The following is a 22,705-nucleotide window of genomic DNA, read 5'->3' as shown; positions in this document are numbered from 1 at the left end:
TTTCGTATGAGTACGAATACAGCTGATAGCGAGTATAGTACGAGAAAGATCCATCAATCACTAGGCGGCACTACGGCGTTCTTCCGAGGGTACACGATCGGCGAACTCATGCTGTTTCTCGCGGTGGCGTTCGTCACTGTCGTTGCAGCGACGTTCGTCCCTGCTGCACTGACGATTCCGGTACTGGGATTCGGGATTATGCTCACGATCCTCCTGTTCTTGCTCCACAAGGTAAAGCCCAGATACCTCTGGCTCACTGAGTGGCTCGCTGCCCGCTTCGGCTGGGCGATCAAGAACAAGGAGTATACCCACGGTGGTGAGGACAACAGCGAGGTTCGGTATCTGACTCGCTTACAACGAGTGTACCCCCACGCTGTCGAACGAACGGATGGTGCACTCGTCGGAGCGATGCAAGTCGAGCCAGCGAACATGGCCCTCGAGGACGACGACGCATGGGCGAAGGCTGTAAAGTCGCTTTCTGAGTTCGTTAACTCGACTGTGGACTTCCCGGTGAAGATCTATATCACCAGCCGAGAGGTCGACGACGACGATGTTGTCCGTGCACACCAGGACCGACTCGGTGACGCTGATGTTCGGTCACGGCCGGTCTTGAAGCGGCTTCTCGAGGAATACGTCACCGCGAACACGACCGAAAGCGGAGATATCGACTCAGAGACGACAACGATCCGCGAGTACTACCTCATCACTGCAGTGAACGATGACGATGTCGAACAGTTCGACAAGACGGGTGACAGCGTCCTCGCCTATCTCGCAGAGATGCCCATGTTAGGTCGATTCTTCGACCGGTTCCAGACCGATGAGCTGACTGACCCTGAACGTGAGCGACTCAAAGAAGAGCAACTCGAGTCACGACTCACCCAGCTCCGACGCGGCGGCTCGTCGCTCTACCGGTGTTCAGTTAGCCCTGTCGACGCATACGACCTCGCTCGGATCACGAAGGAGTACTGGTCGTGTCAGCCTGAGGAGTACGCTGATATCACGGATGCACTCGGCACGTTCCCGGTCGTCTCTCACGGGATTAGCGATGGTGTTCCAGCAACGCCCGATCCCGATGATGTCCTCGATGCAATGGACGAACGGACCAGTACGCCGGAACCGGGTTCGGACGATCGTACTGAAGAGAATACCGACGAAGATCTCTCGATTTCCTCCGGCGAGCGGTTGCCAGATACGTCGACGATGCACCAGTCGGTTATCGCTCCAGCGACGGTCGATTGGGAGACGACCTACGCCGTGATCAACGACGAGACGTACGTCCGTACGTTCTGGATCGAACAGTTCCCTGAAGAACCGTCGGATGGCCTCCTCGAGCGTCTATTGCTCGAGACCGACCTTCAGACGGATATCAGTATCCACCTCTACCCGTTCGACAGCCAGTCGGCCCAAGACATGATGGCGGACTGGATCTCGGATTTGAAGATCAATCAGCACGACGCAAACAGCCTCAAATCCGAGGATCTCCAGGACGATATCGAGCAGGCGAAATACATGCGGTCGCTCGTTCGGGCGAACAAAGCGTCGTTCTACCGCGGTGGCGTGTTCATTCGCCTTGCCGCTGACAGCGAGCAAGCGCTCGACAATCAGACGACTCGCTTGCGGTCGATCGTCAAGGATGCCCCGGCGAACTGTACGCTCAAGGTTGCCAGCCGGTGGCAGGAACGTGGCCTCGCAACGGTGTCACCGCTCGGGACGAACGAACTCGGTCGCGATCGGATGTCCACACTGACGAATCAGGCGATCGGCGCGATGTTCCCGTTCTCGTCGAACTACCAGATGATGGACGACGGCATCGAATACGGCTATCACGGTCACAACGGCTCCCCCATCCGAATCAACCCGTGGGAACTCGAGACGGGGCACAGCGAACTCGTTGTCGGAATGCCGGGTGCTGGGAAGACGTTCGGCGACATCATGCGCCACCTTCGAATGATGAAGCGGCACAACGACACGATGCTCGTCCTCGTCGATCCAGTCGGCGGCTTCCGTGGTATCGCGGACGCTTTGAACGCGAAAACGATCACCGTCGGGGGCGACACGAAGCTAAATCCCCTCGAAATCAGAGAGACGCCACAGCACGTCCTCGAGTCCAGCGATGGGGTCTCTCCCCTCTCGGCGAAGAAAGACGAGATCTACGCCGTTCTCGAGAACTTCCTCGACGCGCGTGATATCGAACTCGGGGCTGAGACAGGTGTCCTCTCGTATGTGATCGACGAAGCCTATCGACAGGCAGGGGTTGTTGAGGACGACGTCTCGACGCACACGTCAGAGAACTCGCCGACGATGCAGGACGTCCACCGGATCCTCTGTGATATCGCCGAGAATCCGGACGAGCACAACATCGCTGCATCCGAATCCGCTCGCGAACGGGCCGCACAGTATGCCGACGAACTCGCGATTGCCTTCCAGCCCTTCCGCGAGGGTGGCTCCTACGAAAACCTCTCTCATCGCTCGGAGATCGATATTCTCGAGGGTGATAACAAAGTCGTCTATATCGATCTCGGCCAGATCGAGGGGAGTGCCTCGGGGATCGATCGGCAGACGTTCCTTATGCAATTGCTGCTGTCGACGGTCTACCAGCAGGCGAAGAACACCCAACGGAACGTCGAACTCGCGATCGACGAGGCACACTACCTCTTCGAGGATCAGGCCAATCTCGACTTCCTCGAGACGGCGTTCCGTCACCAACGCCATGCCGGTCTCCGAATGGTCTTACTTTCTCAGACCGCTCAAGAGTTCTACGAGACCGAGCAGGCCGAGAAGATCATCGGGATGTGTCCGATCAAAGTCTTCCACAAACTCCCCGAACTCGACGACCGGACGGCGGACAAAATCGGGTTGACAAAAGAACAGCGCCAGTACGTCAGAGGTGCCGACGCCGGGAAAGCGGACCTCGGATACAGTCAGGCACTCGTTCGCGTTGAGGAACACGGCACCTATCCCTTGCACGTGGTCGCAGACGAGTTTGAGAAGCGGGTTATCGACTACGAGTCAGCGGATCAGACCTTCATCCAGCAGGTGATGAACGACGAGTCAGCGGAACTACTCGCGTTCGAGGAATTCGTCGAGAGCGAGGCACAGCAAAACGCGCTTGCGACCCGTCTCGACATTACCGCTGAGACGGCGAGCAAGCTTCTCGAGGAGGATCTCACCAAGACGGAGATCCTCGATGCAGTCGTCGAACAGGCTCTTGAGGCAGAGACAGACACCGAAGAGGCATCGATCCAGACCGATGGCGGAGCGTCAGCTCCCGAACAGCGCACAACCGAACCCGAATGTGACAACTAAGACTATGACTCCGCTCAATCGTTTCACGAAACTGCTCGGTTCGTCGCCCCAGTACGAGGCGACGCAACTCGAGTTTGGAGAGAAGGGATCGTTCATCCAGCAGCAAGCAGATACGCCAGGGCTACTCCTTCGAATCCGCCCCTATAAGGAGAACAACGGCGTCGTGGATGGGGCCGGCGTTCTGCAATCAGTCCACGATGTGACGACGAACTTCCGCGGGAAGAATACGAGTGATCACCATTCGTTCGAGGTCTGGTTCGATGAGGGCAAAATTTCGTTCTATATGCACGCTGCGACCGAGGCAGCCGCAGACAAGTTCCGACGGCGGGTCGGGAACAACTACGCGAACAGTGAGATCTTCCCTGTCGAGGAAGGCCATGCGTTTCCGGTCATCGATTCTAACCAGTACGTCGCCGGCGCGTGGCTCGAGATGGAGAAAATTCCGTACTACCCGATTCGCCATCACAACAGCGAAGGCTTCGAGACGGATCCCTACGGCGAGATCACCAGCGAAATGCTGTCACTCGACGAGAGTACAGTCGTCACACAGGTTATTTTCCGGCCTGCAAAGCAGTCGTGGACTGACGGCGACCGCTTCAAGCACAATAGCGTCGACGAACTCGCTCATGCACTTCGCCAAGGGACATCCGTAGGATGGCTGAATCCCCGAACCCGACCGGCGAGCGCGAAGGACAAGCAGGCCGCAAAGACGATCGAACAGCAGCGTGGGCAACAGGCGTTCCACGTGAATATTCGCGTATTGGCGGCCTCGAGTGAACAGGCCGAGGCTGAGGCTCGAGCCCGCGGCGTTGCGGGGATGTTCAGGAAGTACTACAACGCGGTTACGGAGCAGGGACTCGACGATACTCCGGTCTGGCATCGTAAAGAGCGGAAACGAGCCAAACGACTTCGACAATTCCTTTCTCGAATGCGCGACCGCGAGTGGATCGATCGCCGTATGATCATGACCGTCGACGAACTCGCCGGCGTCGCACATATTCCCAATGCGGAAATTGAGACGCCGAAGATCGACTGGCGATACACGCAGCGTGGTGACCGGCTTCCATCGGATGGGTCTCGATACGATGCTGAGGAGCCGCCGACTGGTGGGCAGACATCCGGTGCCCCCGACGAGGCAGCAGTTCCCGTTGATGGCCCTACTCACGATCAGGAGGGGTACGATGGTATTTGATCGGTTCTTCGGACACGGTGGGAAGACTTCGAGTGGCGACCAAAGCAGTGAGGCCGAATCAGCAGACGATGAATCCACGAATGCTGGCACTGGGTCGTCCACTGACCAGCGATCAATGTCTGGCGAGGAATATCATATCGTCGACCAAGACACGACCCGTGTCGGTGGCAAGCCGATCCTCACGGAAACGGCCGACGAAGGGACGGTTGCAGGCCCATTCGTCCGAGAAATGTTTGAAGCTGGGATGTACGACGCACCGTCTCCACTCTGGGTCGGCTACACAGAGGATCCCCAGACTGGCTTTCGTGAGGCTCCGCTCCGATTTGACTCGCTCTTCCGGCACAACTGGATTGCAGGGACGACCGGCTACGGAAAGACGACTCAACTCTTGAATATGATGGTGCAGTGGGCTTATTCGGGCTACGGCTTCACATACTTCGATCCGAAGGGTCGTGATTCTCGAGAACTCCTTCGGATGCTCCCCAAACATCGTCTCGAGGACGTCGTCTGGATCGAGCCCGGGTCGACCACCCACGAGAATACAGTGGGAATGAATTTCCTCGAGGTGCCCGACTGCGAGACGACTGAGGAACTCGAGAACGAGATTGAAAACCGGGTCGAGAACCTGAAAGCAGTCTTCGATACCTCCGACTACTGGGGCATCAACATGGAAGCGATCACTGAGTCGATGGCTCGAGCCATGATGAAATCGGAGCAGCCGTTTTCGGTCATCGATATGTATTTCATCTTGCTGAATGCCGATCGACGGGAGGATTTCGCACTTGATGTCGAGGATCCCTATATCCGAGAATTCTGTCTCGAGATCGCGAATATGGAAGAGGAGACGGTCCGCCCGCTCTTGAAACGGATTAAGTCCTGGGTCGAGAACTCGGTAATTCGCCGGATTATCGCCCATCGTGAGAGTACGATCAACTTCCACGATATCATTGAGAACGATCGAATCGTCATCGTTCGTACGCCGGTCGAGAACACGGACATCAAAAAGATGGTGACGCTGGGTGTGATGCGGAATCTGTGGTCAGCCATCCAGCGGCGGTCGTACGAACTCGATATCGATCCAGATCCCTACTTCGTTCTCTGTGACGAGTTCGACGATATTGCGAGCGACAATCTCGATATCGAGTCGATGCTAGCCCGTGCTCGGTCGATGCGGTTGTCGGTGACTTTGGCTTCGCAGTATCCCTCTCAGTTCGACGAGGACACGCTGAAAGCGATGCAGAACAACTGTGATAACCTGCTCACGTTCTCGGTCAACGACAGCGACGATGCCGAGTTGTTGATGAAACGCTTCCGCGACTACACGGCAGAGGACCTCATCACGACCGATCAGTTCAAAGTCTGGACGCGGATCCCGCTCTCGGGCGGGCGTTACTCTGAACCCGTCTTGATCCGGACGTTTCCGCCATACCCGCCCCTTCGGGAACCAGATGCTGTTGATCGAATCATCGAACAGAGCCTCGAGAGGTATGGGACTGATCCGCTGGCGGACGCTGAGATCCTGCAGGATCTCATCTATAGTGATTCAAATGAAGCAGCGAACCCCACGCAGATTCTCGAGGAAACGATGGCGGAAGCCGTTCGTGCAGTTCAGATTCGAGAAAGCGTACGAGCGGAAAACGGCTGGGTCGATGTCACTATCGTCGACGAGGAACTCGCGGCCCGTCTCGAGAATACCGAGCCTGAGATCGACGTTTCCCCTAAAGACTTGCCTGACGTTCGTGAAGAATCCCGATTACTCGAGGTTACGCTACAGAACGACGATATCGTAGCTCGGCTCACTGATGACGGAGAAACAGTGGTCGAACCCGAGACGGGCACTGTCAGATCTGCCGGTGGCTCTACACACGATGCAGTCCTCCTCGAGACGGAGACAGCGCTTACAGAGCGTGGATTCAGTGTCGAAATTCTCGAGCAGGACGGAAGCGAGCAACCGGACGCCATCGCGACGCATCCAGATCACGACGTCGTGTTCAACATCGAGGCTGAGACAACGACGCCGGATCGTCCCGTGAAGGTCTTGCAGAATCTCAAGCGAGCCCACGAAGCGGATCGAATTCCGGTCTTCGTCGTTCGACCTGGTGACTCCGAGACAGAATGGGCGTCTCGAGTTGAGAATATTCTCTCGCCACCGCTGCAAGAACGAGCCGATGGCACTGAACAATTCTACAACTGCGACGAGGTCGTGACCTTCGGTGGTGGTGCGACCGCTCACGGTGGCGTCACTGCCGTTCGGCCCAAGACGTCTGAGACGAACCGAACTGTTTGGACACGAGGGGACGGTGATATCGTTCTTTCAGACGGTAAAACAGAGTTTGCTCGCGTTCCAGATGTGGGCACCCTCTCGAAAGACAGTGTGCCAGCCTACTATAGCTATGATCGAGAAACCGGCCAATATACTGTCTATGAAGCTGGGGAAACCCATGTCCATGACTCGAGAGACGGTTTTGAGGAGGAGTGGACACCGATCAAACGGCCGTTTGTTCCTGATATCGAGTTACATGAGGCAGACATTTCGCGTGATAGCTATATTGTATTGATTCTCTCAGAAGACGGCAGTCCGATACTTTTCCATCGTGGGGAGATACATTCATTGCCGAAGGACTCTGGTGATCTGGAGTTCTGGGCCGGTAATCCGACTAAGGATTCAGTTCATTCTGAAAGGTCAACTTCGAATCAAGAGGTGGAGGAGACCCTACCGGATGAATTAGAATCAGAGGTATCGATGGATATCGATCCGAATAGCGATGGTGTAGAAGCGTTCGCAGCGATGTATGTGAAGGAAGTTGATGGAGCGCAAGTGCCGAAGAACGAACTCTTTGGGGCGTACTCCAACTGGGCCGATTTCCATGACCTGGACGGAACAAATATGGTCTGGTTCGGTCGGAAACTCGCGAACGCTGTTGACTATGATAGTGATCGCGTCAGAGATGGCGACGATAAAGTGAATGTCTATATCGGGATCGATCTGACAGCCGAAGGGAATCGACTACTCGACTAATGATAGCTGACAGATATAGTATGGTTGTTGGTCCCGATGCTACGCGATTCGATTCTACTTGTGGATCGATCAGCAATTCGACCGTATATAGCTATCTCTACCACAAACTCCCCTTCTTCTCAGTTCTTGTCCGGGGTAATTGTTTGTCCGGGGTAAACCGATCTACGGGTGTCCGGGGTAAGAACCACCAGACGGGAGTATTGTCCAGGGTAAAATCCGGCCAAAAACCAACTAGTATAGAACGGGTTGTACCCGTTGGACAGGGTAGCGAGCAGTCGACCAGATCATGGCGTGTTTATCAGCATACAGATAGGTGGTATGCGACCAGATGGACGCGCAGTACGAGGCGGATCGGTGATGTCTAAACGTCCGATCTCGGTACTCCCCGAGCAGTTACGTGAGCGCGACCAGTGGGTGTGCTGGCGAGAAGAATCTCGAGACGGGAAGCCGACCAAGATCCCGGTGACACCAGGCAGTGGTGAGTTTGCGTCCTCGACGGATCCCGAAACATGGGTGTCGGTCGAAACCGCGCTCGAGTACGCCGATTCGGGGGATGCGGATGGCGTCGGATTCGTGTTTACTGACGATGATCCTATCGTTGGTGTGGATCTCGATGACTGCCGAGACCCAGAGACTGAGACCGTCGACGACGTAGCGGAGGATATTATCGAGCGGCTTGATTCCTATACGGAAATCTCTCCGTCGGGAACTGGGTTCCATGTACTCATCGAGGGTGAACTCCCGGACGGACGGAATCGACGTGGAAGCATTGAACTGTACGATACAGCACGGTTTTTTACTGTGACTGGTGACACCCTCGAGGAGATGCCCGGTCGCGTTGCTCGTCGACAGGATGCACTCGAGGTGATTCATCGTGAACATGTCCAAGATAGTGAAAGCGAGCAGAAATCCGAATCAGGCCAACATGAGGTGACTGACGAGCAGCCTTTGACGGGCACAGCAGTCGATATCGACGTTGACCTCGAGGACGAGGAGTTGCTCGAGAAGGCCCGAAACGCGTCAAACGGGTCAAAGTTCGAGCGCCTCTGGAACGGGAACACTGCTGGATACGACAGCCAGTCGGAAGCTGATATGGCTCTGTGTTGTCTGCTGGCGTTCTGGGCTGGCGGCGACCAGACACGAATAGATCAACTCTTCCGCCAGTCTGGTCTTCTCCGGGAGAAGTGGGATGAGGTTCACTACGCTGATGGGTCGACATATGGGGAGAAGACTATCGAACGAGCGGTTGCGCATACCTCGGAGTTCTACGATCCGGATTCAGGCGACGAGTCCACGCAATTCCACGCCAGTTCAGGCACGTCGACTACTGATGCCGGACGTGACAAATCGGGTCATAGTCATGCGTATCTAACCGAGAAAAATCGGCTGTTGACTGACCATGTGAACGAACTCGAGGCTGCGCTCGAGCGGAAAAACGAGCGTATCGACACACTCGAGGCAGAAATCGAGCGGCTTACGGCAGAACTTGCAAGCCATGACCAAGAGACAGACCGAGCCCACGAAACGCATGCCATAGATGATAGTGCGGACGATGACGAGTCCGAGACAACGTCTGTGTGGGGCCGGGCGAAACGACTGTTCGGGAAAGGCTCAAAGTAACATCGAGATCGCGACGTAGCGTTTTTTGTCCCTGATAGGGATGCACCCGTCGACGAACTCGATACATTCGCGGTGAAGGCCCGCCATCAGTTGCAGTGCGAGATACGACTAAAGTGATTTCTTAACCAACATCTACCCCTTGGAGCGCCGAATGTTGGTTAACAACTGAGTAGCGCTATTTCTCTTCCTCGGCACCGCTCCTACCGAGGACCGCTCTACGTGGGGTTTATCAGTGCTATACGGACTGAGAACCACAGGTAAGCGTCCCCAGAACTGAATTACCAATTGGGTCAGACAGATACGACGATGCGTCTACAAGCACGAAGGCTTCGAGAACGAACTGGTATCCCAAGACGGTACACGAGATTTCAATAAGCATCTCATTGCAAACTCCCAGTCCAGATAGATCGACCCAAAGAAATTTTACTGGTTCCCTGTAAACTGTAAATGTCTAATCGTCCATGTCACGAACATCAAACCGAGTTAACGGAGACGTCATCCGTGACTTCCTCTCGGTCGCAGACCTCCTCAAGGAGTCACAGCTCGCTCAGCTGTACGCGTATATCACCCGAAAGGAAGAAGCGACCGTCCAAGAACTAATGGACGGCCTCGACCTCGCACAGGGTACAGCCTACGCCTATGTCAACCGATTGGTCGACGCTGGCGTCCTCAAGGTCACCGACGATGAACAGCCCCGGCGGTACGCCGCCCGCGAGATCGACCTAACCGTGACGATGGCCGCCGGCGACCGCGAATACACGATCACGCCGGCCCTGATCGACGCGGTCGGCCGCCGCGAGACGAACGCCGACATCGACACCTACATCGACCGCCACGACGTCGCCGGGCTCGCGACAGCGCTTACCTACGCGGTCGCCCGCGAACGCGGCAAGGTGACCCATCGGTTGATGGCTGAGGATCTCGATATCTCACCGCTGGCCGCGGAGATGATCCTGCAGGCACTCCGTCCCGTCGTCCACGAGCATTACGAAATCAGTGAAGACGTAAGCCACGATACCGAAGAAGGGGTCAACGTATGAGCATCGAAACGGGTGACCGGACACAAGTGATGCAATACTCAGTTTATCGATGTTCCATGGAGGAAACTGATGGAACTTAGTGACGACACGCTCACGGTTTCACGGGAGCTTTCAGAGCTCGACAAAGATGTACTCGAGTTCACACAGATCCTCGACACCTGCAATGTTGACTACGTCATCGTCAGTGGGTATGTCGCGATCCTCACTGGGCGATCTCGATCGACAGAAGACATCGATGTCATTCTGGAGTCGCTATCCGAAACGGAGACTGAGCAGTTAGTTACTGAACTCAAAAATCAAGAGTACTGGGGAATGGCGATGCCGCTTGATGAGATGTATTCGATGTTGAATCAGGGCAGCCGAATCCGAATTGCCGAGGAAGGTGAGATGTACCCGAACTTCGAGACGTGGTTCGTCTCAAACAACGTGGAACGCGAGGCACTCTCGAACCCCCTCACGGTTACATTCGGTGAGGGACAAATCGAGATCAGTCCGCTTGAGCTTCAAATTGCGTATAAACTCCGGCTCGCGCAAGCTGCAGACACCCTTAGCGGGAAGGATTTCGAAGATGCACTCCACCTGTACCTAACCTTCGAGGAACGATTTAACACGGAGCAGCTCGAAACGTACGTCAAAGAGCTTGGAGTTGAAGACTACTATGCTGAACTCACAGGAATTTGAGGACGATCAACGCCGGAACACGGAGCAACGGCGTGCGATGATCAAGCGCTGGGCTGAGTACGTTCGGACGCACGATGATAGTGAGTGGTCACGCCAGCAGAATCGCCTTATTGACTCCCAGCTCCAGTCGGCGAATGAGATGGCTGCGGCTGGCGACACGGATCCTGTTCAGTTTGCGGCTGCTCGAGATCGTCTGCGTGACCGGTAACAGCTCGCAGACGCTCTTACTGGGACGCTGCGCAAGAGATGATATCAAATGCTCTGCCAGCTGTACGAGCGGTATCAGGCGGCCGAGAGCGACGCCGAACGTCGCAAGATCGCCCTTGAGATGGGGAAGCTTGACGGACGCCGCCATGCGGAGATCTACGCAGCGCTCGAAGACGAGTGAGTGTCCTTCTTCCAGGCACCGTGTGCGAAGTCGTTCAGGACTAGCAACTAGCTGGTTTTCGATCTATCGTTGTCGCTAGCTGGGTTCAGTCAGCCGCAAGATCCCAAGCATCGAGTTCGCCAGCGAGATACTGTTTTCCCTGACGAGTGATGTCGTAGATGCCGTTGCCGAGATGGACGAGAAGGTCGTCGGATGGGAACGTAGAAATACAGCTCACGGTGGAAGGAATTTGACTTGCTGTGACGTCGGAGAACGCCGACGTCCTAATTGCAGAAAAGTCCTGCTCAACGGACATGCAGTAGAATTGCGGTCGATATCCGAGACCCTTCCTGAAAGCCTTCGGCCGCTCGACATCCTGTGACCCACGCTGCGTACCTCGTTCATGTGGTGCTTACGGGGTCGGGGGCTAGCCGAGACAGCTTCACCCTTTCTAAGCCCACCAGGGTAGCGGGTGGGAAGCCGGTCGATGTAGCCGGTGGATGGGTGTGTCTCTACGGCCCGTCCCGCTCGCCGCTGCCGCCCTCCGTATCGCTCGCGACCGACCATTCCGGGCTGCCTGCCTGCAGTCGCGGGCGGGCTGCCGGGCTAAAATGCATGTGCCCTCGGCGCCAGCACCAAGCGCGCTTTCGGTTGCGTCTCTCTCGCTCCTGACGTCGCTCGCTCGACGGACGCGAAACCGGCTTGTGTGCTGGCCGCTTGCTCCGGGCGGACGGCGCGCGGTACTGGTTGGAACACCTCATTCAGGCGCGCTCTCGCTCGCGCCCAGTAGGGCGCTCACGAAGGCGCGAGCGAGAGCGCGCAGAGGGATCTGTCAGTCGGTGTCGTTGGAAAACCACGATGTAGTAGCATCGCGGTGGCAGGCGCTGAGCGCCTTCGGAACTAGGTTGTGTTCCAATGTCTAGTAACAACTCGAGTAGCAAGGTCGTTACGGTCGATGAACAGGCACTCAAACAGGCGGACGAGCAGGAAGTCGATGAAAACAGCTTCCCGGTCGTCGACGAGGCGCCGGCATTCGAGGCAACGGTCGAGCAAGAGGTCCAAGCAAAGGTGGATGCGAACCACCCGGATGGCATCGTCAATACAAACGATGACCGGATTCACGGTGCGACCCTCGAGCAGGAGGAGAAGATTCAAGCTCGAGAAGCAGAACTCGAGCGGATCAGTACACAGGCCGAGTTCGGACAACAGCAGGGACGAGCGAAACGAGCGCGAAACATCGCTTCACGACGGAGTGCGGAGCGGCGTGAACGGTTCCAGAAGCAAGCAGCGAGCGTGGAGCCAATGGCGGATCCAGAGCGGCCGGATCCGCGGACGGACCTCACACGATCCGAACTGGCGGCCGTGAACGAACAGTCGATGCGGTTGGCCGAAAAGCTCGATGGATGGTCTCGAGCAGCGATCAGTCGGCGACTGGCCGAGGTGGTCGTTGACGGGCAGGATCTCACGAGTGCGGTTGTCAGTGTATTCGAGGAGTTGCAGACAGCGCCCGGACAGATCGTGCCGATCGGGAAACTCGAAGATGTGAGCCGACATAAGGTGAGCATCGAGGGGCGTGTCGAGACACTCTGGGATCCATCGCATCCAAGCATCGCTCAAGTCGGGCTCATCGCAGACGACAGTGGCCAGACTCGAGTGACGATCTGGGAGAAATCAGGAGCGCCATGGATCGACGAAGGCGGACGAGTGCGCATTCATGGGGCTGCACGGAACTGGTACGAAGGACGAGTCTCCTTGGCCGTCACCGGATGGTCGACCCTACATTTCCCTGAACGCGGTCGATGGTGGGAGTAGCTGGCTAACGCGGCCTTCTTTTTTGCGACGTGCCAGACCGACCCAGACCCCTCCTCCCCACCCTCCGCTCCGTGCTCGGTCGGGAAGACTCACTACGTTCGTCTTTCCAGTTCTCGTTCGCTCCGCTCACGAGACCGTCGCTGCGCGCGCAGCCACAACCTCAGAGAGGTCAGGCAAATACTGTCCTAGCAGATCATTCCGTACCTTGCAGTGTAGAACTCCGGAAATAGCGGGGAAGTTGTCGTGGACTCGCCGGGCGGGCAACTGTAAACCTCGGTCATGGTCAATCGAAGTACGGAGGAGGGATCAGAGCATGACCCGGTACTGCCCGCATTGCGGTGGTCGGATGATCACCGAGACCTCGGCCGTAGGCCTCCCCCGTCGCGTTTGTGAGAACGGACCACACGATCTACTGGAGGTGTCACGCAGCCGAGGAGCGCTTTCCCAAAATCCACTGATGGGGAGACTGTAGATTTCCTTGAGGAACGTGACAGCGACACCGAGTCATGGACTCGAGCGAACCCATGCGAGGCGCTGATCGAGCCGTTCGGTTGGTTCGTCTACAAGATCACGCTCAGAGACGGCGAGGACGTACACTACTGCGCGCTCGGGATCGAGAACGGCGAGTATATCGGTCGGTGTGACTGCAAGGGCTGGGAGTACCACGACGGGCCGTGCGCTCACCTCTGCACGCTCCGGAAGGCCGACTGACTTCCTCGGGCGGACCAGCGTCGAGGCGACCGATGGCAGCCCTGACGATGAACACGAGATGCACCACGTGACCGGCGAGACGTTCGAGGGAGAGCCACACGACGCCGCGATCGAGCAGACTCGAGACTACGAGGGGAGATAGAGGGTCACGCATGACGCGCATGCACACCCGCTCGATAGCCATCTCCGTAACGGTCCCCACCCCCCCTTGCATAGGAACTGCACTTCCCGACGCCGTCTGTGTATTCACGGGATCGATAAACACCGGTCTTCTTGAGTCGATTTTGCTAGGATCCTAGTTCTAGCACCGCTAGTATAACCTGTCCCGTCCCCTAGGGGACGGGACACCTTGGACATCGGTATTGTTCCGTCTTATCTCCTACTCAGCCACTACTAAGCGGATTTAGTCATAGAGGGCGAGGTTGAGCTGGGAAGTTTTATCTATAGCAATCCCACAGGCACTCACAGTACCCATGACTCTTCAAGAAGCTGTTCACGATGTCAGTGAACAGTACGATGTCCCGGACAACGAGCGTCTCCGGGAGCTGGCGCGATCGAACGCGCACCTCCGCGACTAATCCTTATTCCGGTTCAGAACTGCTGTTTTCGGTACGCAAGAAGTCGATGAATCCCTCTTCGGATAGTGCCGGCTCCTGAACGAGATTTCCTTCCCCGCCTCGAGTGGCCAGTTCCTCCGCGAACTCGATACAGTGTGCCTCGTGCAGCTCGGCGTATTCCTCCCACGCCTCGTAGTAGTCTGATCGAACTCACACATGAAGGCCTCGCTACCGAGTACCGATCGTCACATTTCTGGGGCACCAAACGCACACAGTAGACCGCAGAGAATCCTCGAGGAGAAGTCTTCTCGAAGCATTGCTACGATGCTCGAGTGGGTTGGCATACCGAGACACTTGGTCGCGAAGAACTTCGAACAGAGCTCGTGAACAAGTTGGCACGATCTCGTCCAGAGACATCAGATCCGGATCTCGATGCAACGTGTCGACGTGACCGTTTCGTGCTCAAACCGATCAGAAAACTTCCTCAGCGATAGAATACGAAATAATTCGGAGATATGCCAAACTATTGGTCTAAGGCGACTCTACAGGGACCAATGAGCGATCAATCACGTTCGTGGCCAGCGGAGATGGACGCTGCTGACCGCGTCAGGCATGTTGCGTTGACTCGAACGACGCCACAAAATGCTGGCTGGATTGCCGAAGAGGCGGATGTCTCGAGAGATACGGCTGCCAAATATCTCGATCGCACGGCCGATCAGGGCGACCTCGAGGTCGTCGAAACAGCTGACGGTACGTGCTACAAGCCAGACGATATCACGCAATTCCTGCGCAAAGTCCGCACCCTCGCTGAAGAACAGTCTGTAGACGTACTCACCAACGAATTGCGTGAAATCGGTGACGAAATCGACTCGTGGAAAGCAGCGTACGACGTCGAGTCACTCGAAGAACTTCGCCGGAGTATTGGACGTGAGGATCTGTTGTCAAGCGATCGACATGGTCGTCTCGAGACTATCGAGGAATGGGAATACAACATCCAGGTACGGGAAGCGCTTCAGCTTGCCATCAGCCTCCAAAGCTCCGTTAGGAAGCTCGAGTTGATCTCGTGAGAAGAGTCGGCAGTAGTCTAAAGCCATGGACTTCGAAAGGACGAAGAGACGCTCGAGCCAGCACTGCCTGTTGGCCAAACCCATGATCCGTTCTTCGAGAATCTGTTTCCGGATGTCCACGATCAGATGGTCTTCCTTCTCTTGATGAATAGATGGAACCCCAGAAGAGTCAGATTCCCACGAGTAAGGATGTTGAACGAACTGTGAAGATTTACTCACCGGTAGTTAGTAGTACTTGGATCTTGTAGTACAACATAATATGTCGAGTAGTACTCGGGACCCAGAGGTCGTACGCGTCTCGCAGAAGGGACAGGCAACGATCCCGAAGACGCTCCGAGAGAAGTTCGGGATCGACACCCCAGGAGAGGTGTTCATTTACGAGGAAGACGAACGGATCATCGTCGAACCAATCCCGTCACTCGAAGAGTTAGGCGGGATTCACGCTGACACCGACCGCGAGCGTGGCGACGTGCTCGACCGGGTTCGCGAACTGAAACACGAGGAACGCCGGCGTGAAGAGACCCGTGCTGACCGACTCCGACCGGCTGACTCGGAGGATGAATGAGCGACCGGTACGTCTTTGACACCGAAGCGATCATCGCATACCTCTACGACGAGCCAGGTCGGAGCGTCGTCGAAGAGTATCTTCGGGACGTTCGTGACGGGACTGACGAAGGGCTGCTGGCAGAAACCAACGCTGGTGAAGTACTGTATCTCGTTGCACGCTTCGAAGGAATTGACGACAAACCCACGACAGACTCACTTCGGACTGCCGATCGCGATCTCCGTGCGCTCGAGCGGTGGGGTATTCAAATCGAACGAGCTGACTGGCGGCTTGCCGCCGCCGAGGTGAAGGCGGATGGTCACATCTCGTTCGCGGACGCTCATGGCGTTGCACTCGCCTACGAGACGGATTCGACACTCATCGCCGGTGCTGATGACGACTTCAAGACGCTTCCAATTGACGTCGACGTAGTTCGATTTCGCGAGAATGGTGTCTAGGCCAGTCAATTGGAGACCCCTTCGATGTGACCAGCTTTTCGACTACTCGTTGCGTGGATCTGTCTTTTCTCGAGCCATTGACTAATCCGATCGGAAGGACGAGTTCTCGATGCAGGGCCTCTCATCAAATCAACCGCTGATACATGGCTTAAGATGCGGCTCGACGATATCGGCTACTACGTTCGAATACGCTGTTGAGCATGCCAACTGATTTTGATCTCCGGCCGGCCATACACATGCAGGAAATTCCTGCTGAGCAAGAAAATACGTCGATAGTTCTGAACAGAGAACAACGTGACTCGCTGAATAGAACAGAAATAATTCAGCTTGCGGTAGATATATGGCCGATCATATTGTAGTTGGATGTAGGTGAGCACTGATGGACTTAACTGATACTCCCGATGACATTCGCGATTCAGCTGAGAGTCCGCCTGACTTTACCGAATGGGACTCACCTGAGGAGGTCTTGAAGGGAGGCCCAACGCGAGAACGATTGCTCAGTGTTATTTTACAGCTACGGACTCCGACGAAAGTGTCCAAAATCGCAGAGAAAGCAGACTGCGATACTGAGACTGCAAGGGACTATCTGGAATGGTTCAGTTCGATGGGAATGACACGTGAGATCTCGGGACGACCTGTGAGATACGAACGCAACGAATCGTATCTCCAGTGGCGCAGAGTTGAGCAAATCCGAGACGAATATTCTGAGGCAGAGATCGTCAAAGAGCTCAAAGAGACGATAAAACGAATTGGGGAGTATCGTGCCCAGTTCGATGCTGACAGTCCGGAAGATGTGTCTCTCATGGATAGTACTGAGGAAGCGTCGGTCGAAGAGGTGTGGGAAGCACTGAGTGAGTGGAAAACGCTCAAACAACGTGCAGAGCTGTTAGATATAGCGCGTCAGAACGGCCATCCCTCGAGTGGCGGTGCCAAAGTCGATGCCTAAACGCCGGCCAGCTGGCGACGATACTGCCCCAGAGGTCGGTGGCATCGATACCGACATTCTCGAACAAATCGGACAACGTCTTGAACGAACCAACCGCTTTGCAGAGACTGTCTTTCAGCCGGAGTACGCACCCAGTTCAGTCATCGCAGAATACGACATGGGGTACTTTCCAACTGCTATCGAGCGTGCGTATCTTCAGGTCCGATGGTATGAGACAGACGATTTCAACATCCACTACTCTGAACAATACGACACTGGAGACCACTGGGAATGTCGGTGGGACCGCCATCCAAACGATCACAATACCCGCTCACATTTTCATCCACCTCCAGATGCAGCGACACCTGGGAACGATGTCGAGTACGCGGAAGACTGGCGAGATATACTCTCGGATGTACTCGGCGACTTAGACAATCGAATCGAAGCGTTTTGGGAATGAAAATCGCGAAGACCACTGTCGAGGCACAATTCGCCGACTCAACGTTAGCGAGTTTGCTTCCGATCAACATCTCAGAACTTTTTACTAAGCTTTGAGCTCAAGCAAGCCGCTCTAACTTCGATGTGAGAGGGATCTATCTGATCGACTGGCGCTGTTTATCGCCCCAGTAGCGGTGAAGGGGCTGATCAGTTGTCCTCTTCGGAGTTACTGATGGCAACGAGAGACATCTACACGACGTTTGGCGAAGGAGTTCAGACGACTACAACTAACTGTCGAGACTGTGGCGGCAGCGTTCGAACGATTGACCACGAGACGGTCTGTGAGGACTGTGGACGTATCCTCGAGGACACCAAACTAGACCAAGGACCGGACTGGGGTCGACATGACGAGCAGGGATCCAAGAGACGGACCGGTGCCCCGCTGACACCGACACGCCACGACCGAGGCCTCTCCACCGAGATCGGGTACAAGCAAGACGGACATGGAAACGCCCTCTCGAACACGAAGCTCCGACAATTGAACCGGCTGCGTCGCGAACAGTCCCGTGCCCAGTGGCAGTCGAAAGCCGAACGGAACCTCGCCTATGGACTCGGTGAAATCCGGCGGATCGTCACAAGTCTCGGCCTCGCACAGAGTATCCGGGATCAGGCGTGTTCGCTGTTTCGAACTGCACAGTCTGCACAGCTCTGTCGCGGACGATCGCTCGAGGCGGTGGCTGCAGCCAGCGTCTACGCAACCACTCGGTGTAACGGACTTGGACGATCACGGGCCGAAGTCGCAGCCTGTGCATGTTGTGATCAGCAGAGACTCACCAACGCCTACACCGCGATGAACGTCGAACTCGAGTTACCGACACAGCCGATTGCAGCAACAGATCGGATTCCACGGCTTGCGACAGAACTCGAGGTCCCAGATCAGGTTCGTCGACAAGCACTCGAACTCGCACAGAAGGCACGCGAACGCAGACTGACGATCGGCTGCCGGCCGAGTGGCGTCGCAGCGGGCTGTCTCTATCTCGCTGTCCAGCGAGTCGGATTCTGTCTCTCGCAACAACGGATCGCCGATATCGCAGGAACATCACCGAACACGCTCCGCAGTCGGCGAGACGAGTTACTCGAGATGGAAGCCGAAACCTGATCGTCGCAACCCGGATGAGACACTTGTAACGGAGCCGCTCGAGCGGTCCCTCGAGTGTGTTTTTCTTCCCCCAAAGGGGTGAGGGGCGTTCCAGAACGGAGCGTCCATCGTCAAGAACGATGACTACGAGCGACTGTTCGCAGGTGTCCTTCGATGATTCGGACACCAGACGTGACGAGATGCACAGTACGATGGAAGTCTGGGTCGAAGACCTCGTCGACGAGGTTGACAAAGCAGTCTCGAGTGAGCAATTCCAGGAGTGGGTCGGTGTCCAGAGCCGCTTTCACGATTACTCCTACCGAAATACGCTGCTAATCACTCGGCAGTGTCCGCACGCAACTCACGTCGCTGGCTATCGAACGTGGCAAAACGAGTTCGACCGGCATGTGAAAGAAGGCGAGAGTGCAATCTGGATCTGGGCACCGATCATCGCGAAGCAGTGCCCCGAGTGTGAGAACTCGCCGTCGTACCACGATCAAGGTGACTGCGAATACGACGAGACGTCACCAGCAGAGTGGTCGGAAGGTCTCGTCGGCTTTCGGCCAGCACCAGTCTTCGATATTTCACAAACCGAAGGGGAGCCACTGACCGAACTCGAGACCGAGGCGACCGGAGAGGCCGACGGACTGGTGCCAGCGCTCCTCGAGGGAGCTTCGATGCTTGACGTGGAAGCCGAGGTCGTTTCTCCAGCGGAGTGGTCTCACGGTGATGCTAGCGGCGTGTGTCAGTACCGCTCTCCCGCGCAGCGACCACTGATCGAGGTCCGCGATCGTGAGAACAGCGCCGACCTCGCCGTAACGACTGTCCACGAGTACGCCCACGCACTCTTGCACGGTGCTGTCGACGACGAAACCGAACGCTCGAAACGCGAACTCGAGGCGGAAGCCGTCGGCTACATCGTCGGTCGGTATTTCGGGCTGGATACGAGTGGGTCGGCGTTCTACCTCGCTGCATGGGAGGGCGAAGAGTCGGAGGTCATCCTCGACCGACTCAAGCGAATCAGTTCGACCGCTGCGGAGATTATCGATGTCGTCGACGAGGTGATCGCAGATGAGTGATCGGCAGCTCCTCTTCGAAATCGTCGACGCGCTCGAAACGGAGGGACTCGGTCGTGACGAGTACCAATTGCAACGGGTGATCGACGTCGAAGCACTTGAGCAACTCGTGGACTCGGCGAACGATGACCTCGAGATTAGATTCTCGGTCGGAGAGTTTCGTGTCCTCGTCACGCAGTCCGATGTACGGATCCTCACCAATCCGTAGATTAGCTCTGTTCACATTCTTATCCTTTGATAGTCTTCACACTACCAATCGTTCAGCACAGGCCAAGCACATACCGCTCAGTACAGGCCATAGAGGTATCCCTTGTGGGAAGAAATTTGTAGAAGTTTGATAACAATGTAAAGTATGAGAAGACTGCCAGTAACGCGGCGGCATATCCTTGGAACAGCCGGTATTTCGTTGACTACCGGCTGTATTGATCTTCCTTTATCCGATTCTGGAAGCGGTGTTCGTATCGGGAGTATATTTGTCGGGAATCGGTACGAAGAGACCCCCACTGTCCACTTACAGCTTTACCGTAATGATGAGATTGTTTACGACGAGATCATAGAAATTGATGGGGATAGTCGTGAGGTCATTGATCCCTCCTGGGATACAGAGCCAGCTGAATTCACGCTGCTGTATGCTACTGAAACGGAGTTGGAAAAAGTTGAATTCACCACGGACTACTCCGGGAAAATAGATGCTGAGGGTTGTAACCACCCGGCACTTACTTTCCCTCCATTGGGTGATTCCAGTGGGTCTGAAGTGGGACTTTGGTCACAGGATGATCCTTCGTGGGGAAGCTGTTGATCCTGATCAGTTCGTATCTGTAGTTGCCGCTCGGTACAGACAAAGGACTTATGGTCCTCAACGAGCAGAATATTGATCAGTTCGCCGTTGCTGTGGTTGGCCATTAATATCAAACTATTTAATTCATACAAATGTCTTCCGCTTAATCAACTAGTTGATCGACAAACGGAACCGTGAAGAAGAACGTCGACCCTTCCCCGGGTTCTGACTCCACCCAGATATCGCCACCGTGTCGCTCGACGATCCTTTTACAGAGTGCCAGGCCGATCCCTGTTCCGGAGTATTCCTGAGTGGTGTGGAGCCGATTGAATACCTCGAAGATCTGACCCGTGTACACCGGATCCATCCCAATACCGTTGTCGACGATTTTGAACAGGCACATCCCGTCAGATCGTGTAGCACTTATCTCGATCCGCGGCTTCTCATCATTCTGATACTTGATGGCGTTTGAGATGAGGTTCTGAAACACTTGTTTGAGCTGGTTATCGTCAGCTTCCACTGTCGGTAGTTCTCCAACGATGACGTCGGTACCGGTCTCTTCGACTTGAAGTTGGGGTTATTGAGGACATCGTCGACAACTGCCTCGGCATCCGTGGGCTCAAGGGGTCTGGCATCAGTATCAAGCCGGGAGTACGCCAAGAGATCCTGAATCATCTCCCGCATCCGCTCCGAGCCATCGACGGCGTACTCGATGAACTCATGAGATTCATCGTCAAGTTCGTCGGTATAACGATTTTCGAGTAGGTTGAGATAACTTGTGATCATTCGGAGGGGTTCTTGGAGGTCGTGAGATGCGACGTAGGCGAACTGCTCAAGCCGCTTATTCGAGGACTGTAGCTGTTGCTCAAACGTTTTGCGGTCAGTTATGTCGTGCGCCACGCCGATCATCCGTGTCAACCCGCTGCCGTCAGTTACCGGTTGACCGGGAGCTTCGATCCACCGAATCTCACCATTCCGGACAATACGGGCCTCCTCGTGCTTTGGCTCGCCGGTTTCGAGAGACTCATCGATTGCTTGTTGGACTGCGTCTCTGTCATCTGGATGGATTACGGCGACGAAGTCCTCCCAATTTTCGATGGTGGTGCCGAACAAGGACTCTTCAGAAGGATAGTACGACGCCTGGTCGTTTTCGGTATCCCACTCCCACACCACGGCGTCGGTGTTAGTCAATGCGAACTCCATCCGTTCTTGAACGCGCTGAAGTTCGACCTCACGTTCCTCCAACTCAATGTGTGCCTCTTGGAGTTCCTGGTTACGCTGTTCGAGATCGAACGCTCTGGTTTTTGACTTCGCTGCGGAAACTCCACCAACGAACGCCGGGACGACGACAAACCCCGTAATGATGAGAATCGTTTGGACGGGGTTGTCAATACTGGTATTTGGAGAGAGATGATACACCGCGAGCAAGCCACTCAACAATCCGATCGCACTTAGACACCAAATGGTCACCGTTCGGTAGAACTCCGGGTTGATGGAAGTCCGTGGCAGCCAGTATCCACCGATGAGGAGGATTCCCCCTGGAGCAAAGACGAAAAACGCGAGAAAGAGGGCGTTCGAAATGGGTGTGCCGCTTGTCACTTCTGCATTGTATACTCCGATAGTTGAGCTGATGTAGAGCCCACCGAGGACTAGAATGGCGGGCCTTCCGCCGAAGGTGTTCACGAGCGACTTCCAGCTGCTCATTATCGGATTGATGGGACGCAGACTCTATAATGGTGATTATATACAGAAAGGGCTGGAAACACTGGATCGGCGTCTGCAAATTACCGGGTGGCATCGAGACGAATTTACACAGATAGCCTAGAGTGGGTGGTCAGCGCTACTATCGCATTACCTGAATGGTTGTGACCCGACTTTTGACGGTGAAGCTATCGCTCGGCATCTGATCGCCTCGAAAAGACCTCAAAAGGCCGCCCGGATGGGCGCAGGGGGGTGGCCGCCGGGCGGCATGGAAA

21 protein-coding genes are annotated in these 22,705 nt (G+C 55.6%); 18 read left to right on the top strand and 3 right to left on the bottom strand.

Annotated elements, in window-relative coordinates; genetic code table 11:
* The first annotated feature begins 6 nt into the window (after positions 1-6).
* The 7 genes from LDH74_RS24080 to LDH74_RS26590 all read left to right on the top strand — a co-directional run bounded on the left by LDH74_RS24080 (position 7) and on the right by LDH74_RS26590 (position 11,246).
* Entirely contained in the window at positions 7-3,306 is a 3,300-nt protein-coding gene (locus LDH74_RS24080) for a conjugal transfer protein (protein ID WP_226042984.1), read from the top strand.
* Positions 3,307-3,310: 4 nt separating this feature from the next.
* On the top strand, positions 3,311-4,498 hold the full coding sequence (locus tag LDH74_RS24075) for a hypothetical protein (protein ID WP_226042983.1): 1,188 nt from the start codon (positions 3,311-3,313) through the stop codon (positions 4,496-4,498).
* Positions 4,488-7,517, top strand: coding sequence for a TraM recognition domain-containing protein (locus LDH74_RS24070; RefSeq protein WP_226043166.1), 3,030 nt, complete (start codon positions 4,488-4,490; stop codon positions 7,515-7,517). Before LDH74_RS24075 ends, LDH74_RS24070 begins: the two co-directional genes overlap by 11 nt.
* 357 nt (positions 7,518-7,874) lie before the next feature.
* Positions 7,875-9,137, top strand: a complete 1,263-nt coding sequence (locus LDH74_RS24065) for a hypothetical protein (protein WP_226043165.1) — start codon at positions 7,875-7,877, stop codon at positions 9,135-9,137.
* A 461-nt stretch (positions 9,138-9,598) separates the two neighbouring features.
* Complete coding sequence (locus LDH74_RS24060; RefSeq protein ID WP_226042982.1) at positions 9,599-10,177, top strand: helix-turn-helix domain-containing protein; 579 nt, start codon at positions 9,599-9,601, stop codon at positions 10,175-10,177.
* A 69-nt stretch (positions 10,178-10,246) separates the two neighbouring features.
* A complete protein-coding gene (locus LDH74_RS24055; protein ID WP_226042981.1) occupies positions 10,247-10,858 on the top strand; it encodes a hypothetical protein in 612 nt (203 codons plus the stop codon).
* A gap of 256 nt (positions 10,859-11,114) precedes the next feature.
* Entirely contained in the window at positions 11,115-11,246 is a 132-nt protein-coding gene (locus LDH74_RS26590; protein WP_255681050.1) for a hypothetical protein, read from the top strand.
* Positions 11,247-11,331: 85 nt separating this feature from the next.
* Here the strand turns inward: LDH74_RS26590 and LDH74_RS24050 are convergent, their stop codons facing one another.
* Entirely contained in the window at positions 11,332-11,541 is a 210-nt protein-coding gene (locus LDH74_RS24050) for a hypothetical protein (protein WP_226042980.1), read from the bottom strand.
* 599 nt (positions 11,542-12,140) lie between these two features.
* Between LDH74_RS24050 and LDH74_RS24045 the strand changes: the two genes are divergently transcribed.
* From LDH74_RS24045 to LDH74_RS23995, 11 genes are all read left to right on the top strand, one after another.
* Positions 12,141-13,037, top strand: a complete 897-nt coding sequence (locus LDH74_RS24045; RefSeq protein ID WP_226042979.1) for a DNA-binding protein — start codon at positions 12,141-12,143, stop codon at positions 13,035-13,037.
* Positions 13,038-13,677: 640 nt separating this feature from the next.
* The gene (locus LDH74_RS24040) at positions 13,678-13,890 is read left to right on the top strand and encodes a hypothetical protein (RefSeq protein ID WP_226042978.1); all 213 of its coding nucleotides are present in this window, start codon (positions 13,678-13,680) and stop codon (positions 13,888-13,890) included.
* A gap of 1,002 nt (positions 13,891-14,892) precedes the next feature.
* The gene (locus LDH74_RS24035) at positions 14,893-15,372 is read left to right on the top strand and encodes a DUF4208 domain-containing protein (RefSeq protein ID WP_226042977.1); all 480 of its coding nucleotides are present in this window, start codon (positions 14,893-14,895) and stop codon (positions 15,370-15,372) included.
* 259 nt (positions 15,373-15,631) lie between these two features.
* Positions 15,632-15,937 carry an AbrB/MazE/SpoVT family DNA-binding domain-containing protein gene (locus LDH74_RS24030; protein WP_204749464.1) on the top strand — a complete coding sequence of 102 codons (306 nt, stop codon included), beginning with the start codon at positions 15,632-15,634 and terminating at the stop codon, positions 15,935-15,937.
* Positions 15,934-16,374 carry a PIN domain-containing protein gene (locus LDH74_RS24025; RefSeq protein WP_226042976.1) on the top strand — a complete coding sequence of 147 codons (441 nt, stop codon included), beginning with the start codon at positions 15,934-15,936 and terminating at the stop codon, positions 16,372-16,374. Before LDH74_RS24030 ends, LDH74_RS24025 begins: the two co-directional genes overlap by 4 nt.
* A 379-nt stretch (positions 16,375-16,753) precedes the next feature.
* Positions 16,754-17,320, top strand: coding sequence for a hypothetical protein (locus LDH74_RS24020; protein ID WP_226042975.1), 567 nt, complete (start codon positions 16,754-16,756; stop codon positions 17,318-17,320).
* The gene (locus LDH74_RS24015) at positions 17,313-17,759 is read left to right on the top strand and encodes a hypothetical protein (RefSeq protein ID WP_226042974.1); all 447 of its coding nucleotides are present in this window, start codon (positions 17,313-17,315) and stop codon (positions 17,757-17,759) included. Before LDH74_RS24020 ends, LDH74_RS24015 begins: the two co-directional genes overlap by 8 nt.
* A gap of 210 nt (positions 17,760-17,969) precedes the next feature.
* Entirely contained in the window at positions 17,970-18,896 is a 927-nt protein-coding gene (locus LDH74_RS24010) for a transcription initiation factor IIB family protein (protein WP_226042973.1), read from the top strand.
* A gap of 119 nt (positions 18,897-19,015) precedes the next feature.
* Positions 19,016-19,954 carry a DUF955 domain-containing protein gene (locus LDH74_RS24005; protein ID WP_226042972.1) on the top strand — a complete coding sequence of 313 codons (939 nt, stop codon included), beginning with the start codon at positions 19,016-19,018 and terminating at the stop codon, positions 19,952-19,954.
* Positions 19,947-20,159, top strand: a complete 213-nt coding sequence (locus LDH74_RS24000) for a HalOD1 output domain-containing protein (protein WP_226042971.1) — start codon at positions 19,947-19,949, stop codon at positions 20,157-20,159. Before LDH74_RS24005 ends, LDH74_RS24000 begins: the two co-directional genes overlap by 8 nt.
* A gap of 144 nt (positions 20,160-20,303) precedes the next feature.
* Positions 20,304-20,750, top strand: coding sequence for a hypothetical protein (locus tag LDH74_RS23995; RefSeq protein ID WP_226042970.1), 447 nt, complete (start codon positions 20,304-20,306; stop codon positions 20,748-20,750).
* A gap of 142 nt (positions 20,751-20,892) precedes the next feature.
* Here LDH74_RS23995 and LDH74_RS23990 read toward each other — a convergent pair whose 3' ends face one another.
* On the bottom strand, positions 20,893-21,219 hold the full coding sequence (locus tag LDH74_RS23990; RefSeq protein ID WP_255681144.1) for an ATP-binding protein: 327 nt from the start codon (positions 21,217-21,219) through the stop codon (positions 20,893-20,895).
* On the bottom strand, positions 21,153-22,433 hold the full coding sequence (locus LDH74_RS23985) for a histidine kinase dimerization/phospho-acceptor domain-containing protein (protein WP_226042968.1): 1,281 nt from the start codon (positions 22,431-22,433) through the stop codon (positions 21,153-21,155). The genes LDH74_RS23990 and LDH74_RS23985 overlap by 67 nt, the downstream gene beginning before the upstream one ends.
* Positions 22,434-22,705: the final 272 nt, after the last annotated feature.

The sequence above is a fragment of the Natrinema sp. DC36 genome (genome assembly GCF_020405225.1).
Lineage (GTDB): Archaea > Halobacteriota > Halobacteria > Halobacteriales > Natrialbaceae > Natrinema.
Note: the sequence above shows the minus strand (reverse complement) of the source record. Positions and strands in the feature narration are given on the sequence as shown.

What these genes read in the sequence shown, in the direction of transcription:
- LDH74_RS24080 (WP_226042984.1), top strand. Translation starts at nt 7, where the DNA reads ATGAGTACGAATACAGCTGATAGCGAGTATAGTACGAGAAAGATCCAT.
- LDH74_RS24075 (WP_226042983.1), top strand. Translation starts at nt 3,311, where the DNA reads ATGACTCCGCTCAATCGTTTCACGAAACTGCTCGGTTCGTCGCCCCAG.
- LDH74_RS24070 (WP_226043166.1), top strand. Translation starts at nt 4,488, where the DNA reads ATGGTATTTGATCGGTTCTTCGGACACGGTGGGAAGACTTCGAGTGGC.
- LDH74_RS24065 (WP_226043165.1), top strand. Translation starts at nt 7,875, where the DNA reads ATGTCTAAACGTCCGATCTCGGTACTCCCCGAGCAGTTACGTGAGCGC.
- LDH74_RS24060 (WP_226042982.1), top strand. Translation starts at nt 9,599, where the DNA reads ATGTCACGAACATCAAACCGAGTTAACGGAGACGTCATCCGTGACTTC.
- LDH74_RS24055 (WP_226042981.1), top strand. Translation starts at nt 10,247, where the DNA reads ATGGAACTTAGTGACGACACGCTCACGGTTTCACGGGAGCTTTCAGAG.
- LDH74_RS26590 (WP_255681050.1), top strand. Translation starts at nt 11,115, where the DNA reads ATGCTCTGCCAGCTGTACGAGCGGTATCAGGCGGCCGAGAGCGACGCC.
- LDH74_RS24050 (WP_226042980.1), bottom strand. Translation starts at nt 11,541, where the DNA reads ATGTCCGTTGAGCAGGACTTTTCTGCAATTAGGACGTCGGCGTTCTCC.
- LDH74_RS24045 (WP_226042979.1), top strand. Translation starts at nt 12,141, where the DNA reads ATGTCTAGTAACAACTCGAGTAGCAAGGTCGTTACGGTCGATGAACAG.
- LDH74_RS24035 (WP_226042977.1), top strand. Translation starts at nt 14,893, where the DNA reads ATGGACGCTGCTGACCGCGTCAGGCATGTTGCGTTGACTCGAACGACG.
- LDH74_RS24030 (WP_204749464.1), top strand. Translation starts at nt 15,632, where the DNA reads ATGTCGAGTAGTACTCGGGACCCAGAGGTCGTACGCGTCTCGCAGAAG.
- LDH74_RS24025 (WP_226042976.1), top strand. Translation starts at nt 15,934, where the DNA reads ATGAGCGACCGGTACGTCTTTGACACCGAAGCGATCATCGCATACCTC.
- LDH74_RS24020 (WP_226042975.1), top strand. Translation starts at nt 16,754, where the DNA reads ATGGACTTAACTGATACTCCCGATGACATTCGCGATTCAGCTGAGAGT.
- LDH74_RS24015 (WP_226042974.1), top strand. Translation starts at nt 17,313, where the DNA reads ATGCCTAAACGCCGGCCAGCTGGCGACGATACTGCCCCAGAGGTCGGT.
- LDH74_RS24010 (WP_226042973.1), top strand. Translation starts at nt 17,970, where the DNA reads ATGGCAACGAGAGACATCTACACGACGTTTGGCGAAGGAGTTCAGACG.
- LDH74_RS24005 (WP_226042972.1), top strand. Translation starts at nt 19,016, where the DNA reads ATGACTACGAGCGACTGTTCGCAGGTGTCCTTCGATGATTCGGACACC.
- LDH74_RS24000 (WP_226042971.1), top strand. Translation starts at nt 19,947, where the DNA reads ATGAGTGATCGGCAGCTCCTCTTCGAAATCGTCGACGCGCTCGAAACG.
- LDH74_RS23995 (WP_226042970.1), top strand. Translation starts at nt 20,304, where the DNA reads ATGAGAAGACTGCCAGTAACGCGGCGGCATATCCTTGGAACAGCCGGT.
- LDH74_RS23985 (WP_226042968.1), bottom strand. Translation starts at nt 22,433, where the DNA reads ATGAGCAGCTGGAAGTCGCTCGTGAACACCTTCGGCGGAAGGCCCGCC.